Here is an 8,899-nt window from a genome sequence, read left to right as displayed (position 1 = left end):
ACGGCGACGACGACGGCCGCGAACAGACGGATCGGATGGACGGGAAGCTGGATCATGGCGGTCTCTTGGGGCGCGTCGGGGAGGAGCGGCGCGCCACCTTGGCCCGGCCGGCGACGAAGCGAAACCCCCGGCCGCGCGCCGTCCCGGGGTCTTCGGGATATAGGTTGGCGAAACCGACGCGACAGGTCTTGCCCCCCGCCCCCCGTGCGCTAGAGACCCGCCCTCGCCGTTCGCGGCCGTGCGCACCCGTAGCTCAGCTGGATAGAGCACCAGACTACGAATCTGGGGGTCAGGAGTTCGAATCTCTTCGGGTGCGCCACTTTCTTCCCTGAAATCCGACGCGGCCGTTTTCACGGCGCCCAAGGTCACGGAATGAGCAGTATCTTCAGGCAGGTCCGCCCCGCGGGTTGGCCGGACGGGACGGTTTCGCCGACGGGATAGGTCTGGAGCCCCATGCCTGGTCGCTCGAACCGGCCGTAGAGGAACCGGCCGTGCTCGCCGCGATACGGCTGCCGGCGGAAGCCCATGGCCTCCAGTTCGGCGGTGAACGTCGCATAGTCGACGCCGCAGACGTCGTCGATCGGGGGCGTGTCGCCGGGGTGGGCGTTGAAGCTGAAAGCGAAGCGCGCGCCGATCTTGGGCGGCTGTCGTCCTTCAATGCTGTACGACCAACGGGCCGAGAGAGGCTCTCCAAAGCCCCAGTAGTCGGCTTCGAACAGCCGGACCGGCACGCCGAACGCCTGGGTCAGTCGCTCGGGCGTGAAGTCCTCGACCCGCTCCGACGATTGGATCAGCGCCAGCAAGCGCGTGAGCGCCTGTTCGGCGTTCAGACGCGGGGAGGCTGGCGCCGGGGCGGCCGACGTCTCCTGAGCCGAAGCGAGAGCCGGAGCGGCACCCAGCAGGAGCAGCGCAGCCGCAGACGCGGCGAAAGGCGCGGCGAGAAGCGAGGTCAGGCGATGAGGCATCCGGGTTTCCATGGCGATCCGGTCCTGACCGTGGGACGCGTCCGTCCCGTCGTCAACGAACGGCATCTGACGAAAGGGACGGCCGGCCCGGCGCGCCATCGCGACATGGACTTGAGGGCCGACTGGCCCCAGCCTGACGGCATGATCGAATCGTCCGCCGATGCCTGAGGCCTACGAGTTCTTCGCCGGAGGCGGAATGCTGCGCGCCGGGCTGGGCGAAGGCTGGCGCTGCCGGCTGGCCAATGACATCGACCCCGCGAAAGCCGCCGCCTATCGCGCGAACTGGGGCGGCGAGGAGCTGGTGGTGGGCGATATCGCGGCGCTCACCCCCGCCGACCTGCCCGGCCAGGCGGATCTGATGTGGGGCTCCTTCCCCTGCCAGGACTTGTCGCTGGCGGGCGCGGGCGCGGGGCTGGGCGGGGCCAGATCGGGGACCTTTCACGCCTTCTGGGATCTGGCGCGAGGCCTGGCGGGGGAAGGCCGCGCGCCCCGGATCGTGGCCATCGAGAACGTCTGCGGCGCGTTGACCTCGCGGGGCGGGCGCGACTTCGAGATCCTGTGCCGGACCTGGGCGGACGCCGGCTACGCCTTCGGCGCGCTGGTCATCAACGCCGACCGGTTCCTGCCCCAGTCCCGGCCGCGGCTGTTCATCGTGGGCGTGCGGGGAGACCTGGCGATCGACCCGACGCTGGTTTCAGCCGGCCCCTCGGAACCCTTCCACCCGTCGGCGCTGAGCCGGGCGGTCGAACGCCTGCCCGGGGACCTGAAGGCGCGGATGCTGTGGTGGCGGTTGCCGGACGCGCCGGGCGGGGCGCCGGCGCTGGAGATGATCGTCGAGAGCGACGTTCCGGCGCGGAACTGGCATTCGCCCGAGCAGACCCGGCGGCTTCTGGCGCTGATGTCGCCGGTCAACCGGGCCAAGGTGGAGGCGGCGCGCGGCGAAGGCGGCCGGCGGGTCGGCGCGCTGTACCGGCGCACGCGGACGGACGCGGAGGGTCGCAAGGTCCAGCGGGCGGAGGTGCGTTTCGACATGGCCGGCTGCCTGCGCACGCCCGGCGGCGGCTCCAGCCGCCAGACGCTGGTGGTCATCCAGGACGGCGTGGCGAGGTCCCGGCTGATGACCGCGCGCGAGACGGCGCGACTCATGGGCCTGCCGGACACGTACCGGCTGCCCGCGTCCTACAGCGCGGCCTGCCGTCTGACGGGCGACGGCGTGGCCGTACCCGTGGTGCGCCACCTGGCCAGGGCGTTGTTCGAACCCTTGTTGGCCGCAGCGGACGGAGCCCGCCGCGCCGCCTGACCAGGCGCCCGCTTGCCAAACGCGTGGACCGGCGCATCATGCCTTCCGACGATCTGGGGAGGTCTTCAATGAAATCGATACTGTTCAGCCTGACGGCGATTGCGACCCTGACGGCCGCGCCGGCGTTCGCCGAGAATTGGAACCCTTATTCGCGGACCGATGTGCGGGTCTATCTGGCGGACGTGGATAGCATCACGACGGTCGACGGCGTGACCTCGATCCGGACGGCCACGACGCCGATGAACGCGGCCGCCGGAGACCTGAGCCACGCCCGCGAAACCTATCAGTTCCAATGCGCGGCGGGGAAATGGCGGACCGCCGGATTGACCGAGCACGGGGCCGACGGCTCGGAGAGCGAGACCTATCCCGAGGAGGGCGCGGAGTGGGAGAACATCCGACCCAACACCGTGCCGGCCTATCTGAAGCAGGTCGCCTGCGACGGCGCCCGGGCCCAGGGGCAGACCTGGCCGACGATCCAGGCCTTCATCGAAGCCGGACGTCCCCGCGGCTGACGGTCATGGGCCGCGCCATGGTCGTCCTCGCTCGGGACGACTCGGCGGCGGCAAGTCGGCGAGGGATCAGTCGCGGATGAAGTGCGGCAGGAAGCGCGAGGTGTTGCGGGTGATGCGGCCGCGATCCTCGCGCAGGCCGACGCCCGCGGCCTCCGCGCCCACGATCCAGGAGCCGACGATCACATAGTTGCCGTCGAATCGCGGCGGGGGCAGGAGCGCCTGCCGGATGTGCGATCCGTCGCCATAGCCGCCGTCCAGCACCTTGCCGCGCCGCCCCCGGTCGACCAGCTCGACGTTCGCGCCCTCGCGCGAGAACAGGGGCTTGCGGACGTAGGACGAGCCCAGCCGTTCGTGCGCCGGGTCGGTTTCGAAATAGGCCTCCAGCAGGTTGGGGTGGCCGGGATGCCGTTCCCACAGCAGAGGCAGAATGCCCTTGTTGGACAACAGGCTCTTCCAAGCCGGCTCCAGCACCGTCACCTCGGCGTTCGGGAGCGGCTGGGCGTAGTCGTCGCGCAGCATCTGCTCCCACGGGTACAGCTTGAACAGCGCGCCGATCAGCCAGTTCTCGTGGTCGACGAAACGGCCCTCCTCGTTCAGGCCGATCTGATCGATGGCCACGAACTGCGGGTTCAGCCCGGCCTGCTTGGCCAGATCCTCCAGGAACCGCACGGTCTGGCGGTCCTCGATGAAGTCCGGGTCCGAAGAGAAATGCATGAAGCCGCCGTCCGGGAAGATCGCCCGGAAGCGGTCGACCAGCTTCTCGTGAAGGCTGTTGAACTGGTCGGCGTCGGGCGGAAGGACGCCGGCGGCGATCTGGTCCTCAAGCCAAAGCCACTGGAACACCGCCGTCTCGTAGACCGAGGTCGGGGTGTCGGCATTGTACTCGTACAGCTTGGCCGGCCCCTGGCCATCGTAGGCGAAGTCGAAGCGGCCGTACAACGACGGCTCGCCCCGCCGCCAGCTGTCGGCGACGTAGTCCCGCATCGCTTCCGGAATCTCGAGCGCCGCCATCAGGCGCTCGGACTTCACGGCCTCGTCCACCAAGTCCAGGCACATCGCGTGCAGGGTCTCGGTCGGGCCTTCGATCCCGTCCTCGATCTCGGCCATCGAGAACACATAGGCGGCGGTCTCGTCCCAGTACGGCTTGCCGTCGTCATGACGCCAGGTGAATCCCAGCGCCTCGGCCTTGGCGTCCCAGTCCGGGCGAGGATCGAGCTTCAGGCGTTTCAAGAGATCAGGCCTTGTCCTTCTCCACCGGAACGGCCTGCTCGATCAGGGGCGTGACCACCTTGACCTCCTGGGCCGTCAGGCGGGCCAGCACGTCGTCGGCCGAGGCGTGGCCCGGCAGGATGCCGGCCTCGCGCAGCTTGGCGTCCAGATCGGCCCCGGTGCGCTTGTCCTCCAGCTCCTGGCCGACGCGCAGACGCTCTTCCTGCACCGCCTGCCGCTGCTTGATCCGCGCCAGGCTGTCGGCCGCCGAGCCGATCCGCGAATGAGCGCCTTGCGACTGGAGGGCCACCGACGTCTGCGCCTTCTGGACGGAATCGTTGACCTTCACGATGTCGATCTCGCGCCGCAGCGTCTCGATCTTCTGGTCGGTGGAGGCGATGGCGGTGCGCAGGCGGGCCTCGGCCTCCTTCATGCCCTCGATCAGAGGACCGCGCGTGCCGATCTCGGTCTCCAGCTCGGCGATCCGGCCGGCGACTTCGCGGGCCAGATCGGTCTTGCCCTGCGCCATGGCCGCGCGGACCGAGCTCTCATACTTGGCGATCTGCTCGCCGAAGCTCTTCAGTTCGTTCTCGGCCATGCGGCGGCGCGCCACCAGGCCCGCCAGGTCGTCGCGGGCCTTGCCTTGGGCGGTGTCGGCGTCGCGAATCTCCTGGTCCAGGATCTTCAGCGCGTTGGCGTCGACCACCGCCTGGCCGGCTTCGTGAGCCGTGCCGCGGAACAGGGCCGAGAGTTTGGACAGCATGGACATGGTTCGTCTCCCGGCTCAGGCGGCGTTGGGGGCGGCGTCGGCGCCGAAGGTTTCGCGCAGCTCGGTGGCGTCGATGGCGTTCTCGGCCAGGGTGCGCAGCTCGATCAGGATGGTCTGCAGCGTCGTCTTGCACGACAGCTCGCCCATCAGCTCGTAGATGTCCTGGCTGTCCACCGTCGTGATGGCGAAGTTGGACAGCGGCACCACGCGCTGGGCCTTCAGCAGGAAGGCGTTGAAGGCCGCCGTGTCCGCCTGTTCGGCGACCGGCCAGAGCAGAACCGAACAGACGATCTGGGCGCCGCCGACGCTGAGGTAGATCGGCAGGTCGCCGTACTCGTGCATGGTGACCAGCAGGACCGGATCGGCCCCCTCCAGCACCCGAGCGGTCAGCTCGCCCTCGCGCACCAGTTCCGACGACTCCAGGGCCGCCCGGATGGTCGGCACAGTCCAGGCGGTTTCGATCACGGCGTCCATGGGATGGGTTTCTCCAGAAGGATCGGAAGGCGGAAGGCGGCGCGGGCGCCGGACAAGATCAGGGCCCCGACTGGACTCCGTGACGATGGCGTGGACCGCCGCCCTCACATCGTCCTTCGCGGCGCCCGGCACCCAGAACTCTAGCTTGACCATACCCGCCTCACGCCGGGCCTTGCGCCAAGCACGTATACGATCGTTCGCCGCAGGCAAGGGATTTCGGCCGGGATTACGCATGTTTCATGTAACGCGTAACAGGAACGATTGACTTTGGCCAGCGGTCTGCGAAAAGTCCATCGAACGCCGGGCGGGGGCCCGGGGCGGACACGACCCTTGCATGCTGCTGCCGCGATTGAAATTGGCGCGCGTCTTCGACCGGGCGTTCCACGCCATGGCCGACATGCACTGGACGTTGCTGTTCGTTCTCATCGGGATGCACGCCTTGTCCACCTGGGGCCTGATCTCCCTGGCCGGAGAGACGAAGCTCCAGGCTCCGGCCGCCTTTTTCTACTGGTATGCGACGACAGCCTACACCGTCGGATACGGCGACCTCAGCCCGCAGACGGACGCGGGCCGGCTGATCACGGCGCTATGGGTCTTCCCCGGCGCGATCGCCGCCTTCACCACCATCGTCGCCAAGGTCCTGGCCGCCATCGGCGAGGTCTGGCGCGTCCGTCGCGCGGGCAAGGGAGACTATTCGAGAATGACCGACTCCATCGTGCTCATCGGCCACCATCCGGCGCGCACGCCCAAGATGATCGCCGAGCTGTGCAGCGACCTGTCGCCGGACCAGACGCTGGTCCTGCTGACGCGGCAGGTTCTAACCGATCTCGACCCCCGCATCCGCTACGTCCACACCGAAAGCCTGACTTCCACCGCGGCGCTGCAACGGGCCGGCGTCCCGCACGCCAGCCAGGTCCTGGTCTTCACCAGCACGGATTCGGACACCCTCTCCGCCACCCTCGCCGCGGCCGCCCTGACCGGTCCGGACGCCCACATCGTCTGCTATTTCGAGGACGAGGATCACGCCCGCCTGATCGACCAGCACTGCCCGCGGGTCGAGGTGATCCTCTCCGCCGGGCCCGAAATGGTCGCCCGCGCCTGCAAGGACCCCGGCTCCAGCCAGGTCATCAGCGCCCTGACCAGCCACCTCGACGAAGGCGCGACCCTGTTCAGCCTGCGATGGCCCGCCGACGCGGCAAGGCCGTCCGGCGACCTAGCCCGGGCTCTGCTGGACCGCGGCGCCACCCTGTTGGCCATCCAGTCGTCGGACGCGAACGCCCCCACGTTCAATCCCGCCCCGGATCGCGTGGTCCAGGCCGGCGATCGCCTGTTCTACGTCGCGGCCGGCAGGCTCGATGCGTCGGCGTTGGCGGGCTAGAACAGGGCATGTTCAAGCGGCTTTTCGGTTCTGGAGACAAGGCGACGGCGCCTAACGCCACGCTGGCCGAGGTGCGCAACATCACCGTCGGACGGACCGTGTCGCTGGACGTCCTGGCCTGGGAGCGCCTCGGCGACCAGACCCGGTTCAGCCTGGACCGCGACGCGCTGGAGATCACCGCCCAGGGCGTCATCACGCTGGACGGCGGCCAGCACGTGCATCGGTTCTACACCGACGACCACGTCATGCTGCAGGCGATGAGCGACGACCCGGAAGGCCGCGCCGCCTACGATTTCACCCTGTTCATTCCGTGGTCGTCGGCCTATCCGCCCGGCGAGCGCGAACGCCGCCTGTGGCGCGACCGGCTGTCCGAGCCGGTGTTCGACGGCGCGGCCGAGGACCTGCCGGCCTATCCGCGCTTCTGGTTCTCCGAAAGCGACGCCCGCCAGCCGCCGGTCGAGCTCTGGGAATCCATCTTCGACGACCGCGCCGCCGCCACGCCCTACAGCCGGATCTTCCAGGCCTGCATGCTGTATGCGCGCGACCTGGCCGGCGGGCGCGAGCTGATGATGGCGCTGGAGATGGAGCCGCACGACGCCGCCGGCCGGCCCGGCGACGTCACGCACGAGATCATGATCGGCATTCCGTTGGAGATGGCCGAGTTCCGCGCCTGACAGCGCAAAGCAGAGGGGGTTTCATGTTCGACTGGTTCGCATTCCAGACGGGGGCCGTCGCCTTCGTCATCGCCTTCGTGGCAGCGGTGATCTTCTTCGTCGCCTTCAAATTCATCTATCAGCTGGTCACGCCCTATCATGAGCGGGATCTTATCCGTCAGGGCAACACCGCCGCGGCCGTCGCCCTGGGAGGAGCGCTGATCGGCTACGTCCTGCCGCTCGCCTCGGCCCTGTCACACACCGTCAGCCTGCCCGAGTTCGCCGCCTGGGCCCTCCTGGCGGGGGTGATCCAGATCGTGTCCTTCATCGTTGTCAGCCGGCTGGTCTACAAGGCGCTGGCCGCCCGCATCGAGGCCGGCGAACTGGCCGCAGGAGTCTATCTGGCCTCCATCTCCATCGGCGTCGGCCTGCTCAACGCCGCCTGCATGACCGCGTGAGGACGCCATGACCGACGACGCCCTGCCCCAGACCTCGCCGCCGCAGACCACCACCATGCGCCGTCTCAAACGGTCGCGGGCGCTGCACGTGTCCAGCCTGATGGCGACGGTCGGCTTCTCGATGGCGGCCTGCAGTTCGCCGCAACGCGAGGCCTACATCGAACCCGCGCCCGAACCGGCCCTGGCCTACACGTCGGTGGCGGACTGCCAAGCCGCCAACGACGTCAGCGACGCCGAATGCGACGCCGCCTACGCCGAGGCCCAGCGCCAGTCCGCCGAGACCTCGCCACGCTACTTCACGCGTGAGGAGTGCGAAGGCCAATGGGGCCCTGAACAGTGCCGCGAGCTGAACCACGGCGGCGGATCCTTCTTCGGCCCGCTGGCGACCGGCTTCATCATCGGTCGCATGCTGAACGGCGGATATGTGGGCGGCGGCCCGCTCTATCGCGATCGCCAGGATCAGTATTCCAACGGGTACGGCGGCGGCTACCTGAGCCGCGACTACCGTACGGGCCGGATGATCACCAACGCACGCGACCACACCCCCGAGGCCCGCCAGGCGCCGGCCCGGGTCCAGAGCCGCACCACCGTCGTCTCCCGCGGCGGATTCGGCGGGGGCGGACGCGGCTTCGGCGGATAGGCCGCAAACGGGCGGGCATGTCCCGCCCCCACGGCTTCCACGGCCTGAGCCGTTGCGGCTCGCAGATTGACGCCGGTTGGACCGCCACACCAGGGCGGCCCGCCGTCGTCAGGCGTCGACCGCGGCGTCCAGGGCGTTTTCCTGGATGAACTCGCGGCGCGGCTCGACCACATCGCCCATCAGCTTGGCAAAGAGGTCCGACGCGTCCTCCTCGTGCTCGACCGAGACCTGCAGCAGGGTGCGGGCGTTGACGTCCAGCGTGGTCTCCCACAGCTGCTCGGGGTTCATCTCGCCCAGGCCCTTGTAGCGCTGGATGGCGATGCCCTTCTTGCCGGCGTCCAGCACCGCCTCCAGCAGGTCCAGGGGCCCGCGGATGGTGACGGCCTTGTCCTTGCGGCGGAAGACGGCGGGCTTGTCGAACAGGCCCTCGAAGGCGGCCGCGCGCTCGGCCAGGCGCCGCGCGTCCAGCGACCGGACCAAGGCCTCCTCCAGCACGATGCGCTCGCTGACGGCGCCGGCGCACGCGCTCGAAGCAGGCGGC

Annotated in this window: 10 protein-coding genes, 1 tRNA gene and 1 pseudogene; 7 read left to right on the top strand and 5 right to left on the bottom strand. The window is 69.1% G+C overall.

What is annotated here, in order from left to right:
- Window positions 1–242 precede the first annotated feature (242 nt).
- Window positions 243–319 (top strand) — tRNA-Arg (locus AC2W7C_RS09450).
- Window positions 320–365: 46 nt separating this feature from the next.
- On the opposite strand, the gene AC2W7C_RS09445 is transcribed toward AC2W7C_RS09450, so the two are convergent.
- Window positions 366–803 carry a hypothetical protein gene (locus tag AC2W7C_RS09445; RefSeq protein WP_486001209.1) on the bottom strand — a complete coding sequence of 146 codons (438 nt, stop codon included), beginning with the start codon at window positions 801–803 and terminating at the stop codon, window positions 366–368.
- A 322-nt stretch (window positions 804–1,125) separates the two neighbouring features.
- On the opposite strand from AC2W7C_RS09445, the gene AC2W7C_RS09440 reads away from it, so the two are divergent.
- A complete protein-coding gene (locus tag AC2W7C_RS09440; protein ID WP_486001208.1) occupies window positions 1,126–2,265 on the top strand; it encodes a DNA cytosine methyltransferase in 1,140 nt (379 codons plus the stop codon).
- Window positions 2,266–2,333: 68 nt separating this feature from the next.
- On the top strand, window positions 2,334–2,777 hold the full coding sequence (locus AC2W7C_RS09435; protein ID WP_486001207.1) for a surface-adhesin E family protein: 444 nt from the start codon (window positions 2,334–2,336) through the stop codon (window positions 2,775–2,777).
- A 66-nt stretch (window positions 2,778–2,843) separates the two neighbouring features.
- On the opposite strand, the gene AC2W7C_RS09430 is transcribed toward AC2W7C_RS09435, so the two are convergent.
- The 3 genes from AC2W7C_RS09430 to AC2W7C_RS09420 are packed head-to-tail and all read right to left on the bottom strand — an operon-like array spanning window position 2,844 to window position 5,229.
- The gene (locus AC2W7C_RS09430) at window positions 2,844–4,007 is read right to left on the bottom strand and encodes a glutathionylspermidine synthase family protein (RefSeq protein WP_486001206.1); all 1,164 of its coding nucleotides are present in this window, start codon (window positions 4,005–4,007) and stop codon (window positions 2,844–2,846) included.
- 4 nt (window positions 4,008–4,011) lie between these two features.
- Window positions 4,012–4,755: a PspA/IM30 family protein gene (locus tag AC2W7C_RS09425; protein ID WP_486001205.1), complete on the bottom strand. Its 744-nt coding sequence runs from the start codon at window positions 4,753–4,755 to the stop codon at window positions 4,012–4,014.
- A 15-nt stretch (window positions 4,756–4,770) separates the two neighbouring features.
- Entirely contained in the window at window positions 4,771–5,229 is a 459-nt protein-coding gene (locus AC2W7C_RS09420) for a YjfI family protein (RefSeq protein WP_486001204.1), read from the bottom strand.
- A 334-nt stretch (window positions 5,230–5,563) separates the two neighbouring features.
- Here AC2W7C_RS09420 and AC2W7C_RS09415 point away from each other — a divergent pair, with 334 nt between their 5' ends.
- The 4 genes from AC2W7C_RS09415 to AC2W7C_RS09400 are packed head-to-tail and all read left to right on the top strand — an operon-like array spanning window position 5,564 to window position 8,358.
- Window positions 5,564–6,607, top strand: coding sequence for an ion channel (locus AC2W7C_RS09415; protein ID WP_486001203.1), 1,044 nt, complete (start codon window positions 5,564–5,566; stop codon window positions 6,605–6,607).
- 8 nt (window positions 6,608–6,615) lie between these two features.
- Window positions 6,616–7,281 carry a YjfK family protein gene (locus tag AC2W7C_RS09410; RefSeq protein ID WP_486001202.1) on the top strand — a complete coding sequence of 222 codons (666 nt, stop codon included), beginning with the start codon at window positions 6,616–6,618 and terminating at the stop codon, window positions 7,279–7,281.
- A gap of 23 nt (window positions 7,282–7,304) precedes the next feature.
- Window positions 7,305–7,718, top strand: a complete 414-nt coding sequence (locus AC2W7C_RS09405) for a DUF350 domain-containing protein (RefSeq protein WP_486001201.1) — start codon at window positions 7,305–7,307, stop codon at window positions 7,716–7,718.
- A gap of 7 nt (window positions 7,719–7,725) precedes the next feature.
- Complete coding sequence (locus tag AC2W7C_RS09400) at window positions 7,726–8,358, top strand: DUF1190 domain-containing protein (RefSeq protein WP_486001200.1); 633 nt, start codon at window positions 7,726–7,728, stop codon at window positions 8,356–8,358.
- Window positions 8,359–8,466: 108 nt separating this feature from the next.
- Here the strand turns inward: AC2W7C_RS09400 and AC2W7C_RS09395 are convergent.
- Window positions 8,467–8,899 (bottom strand): annotated as a pseudogene (locus tag AC2W7C_RS09395) (DNA gyrase subunit B); the annotation flags it as partial.

Source organism: Brevundimonas sp. CURTG3B2_SDJG (assembly GCF_057364705.1).
Note: the sequence above shows the minus strand (reverse complement) of the source record. Positions and strands in the feature narration are given on the sequence as shown.

Excerpts from the sequence above, each read along its gene's own strand:
- AC2W7C_RS09440 (WP_486001208.1), top strand. The coding sequence starts at position 1,126 with ATGCCTGAGGCCTACGAGTTCTTCGCCGGAGGCGGAATGCTGCGCGCC.
- AC2W7C_RS09415 (WP_486001203.1), top strand. The coding sequence starts at position 5,564 with ATGCTGCTGCCGCGATTGAAATTGGCGCGCGTCTTCGACCGGGCGTTC.
- AC2W7C_RS09420 (WP_486001204.1), bottom strand. The coding sequence starts at position 5,229 with ATGGACGCCGTGATCGAAACCGCCTGGACTGTGCCGACCATCCGGGCG.
- AC2W7C_RS09410 (WP_486001202.1), top strand. The coding sequence starts at position 6,616 with ATGTTCAAGCGGCTTTTCGGTTCTGGAGACAAGGCGACGGCGCCTAAC.
- AC2W7C_RS09425 (WP_486001205.1), bottom strand. The coding sequence starts at position 4,755 with ATGTCCATGCTGTCCAAACTCTCGGCCCTGTTCCGCGGCACGGCTCAC.
- AC2W7C_RS09435 (WP_486001207.1), top strand. The coding sequence starts at position 2,334 with ATGAAATCGATACTGTTCAGCCTGACGGCGATTGCGACCCTGACGGCC.
- AC2W7C_RS09400 (WP_486001200.1), top strand. The coding sequence starts at position 7,726 with ATGACCGACGACGCCCTGCCCCAGACCTCGCCGCCGCAGACCACCACC.
- AC2W7C_RS09405 (WP_486001201.1), top strand. The coding sequence starts at position 7,305 with ATGTTCGACTGGTTCGCATTCCAGACGGGGGCCGTCGCCTTCGTCATC.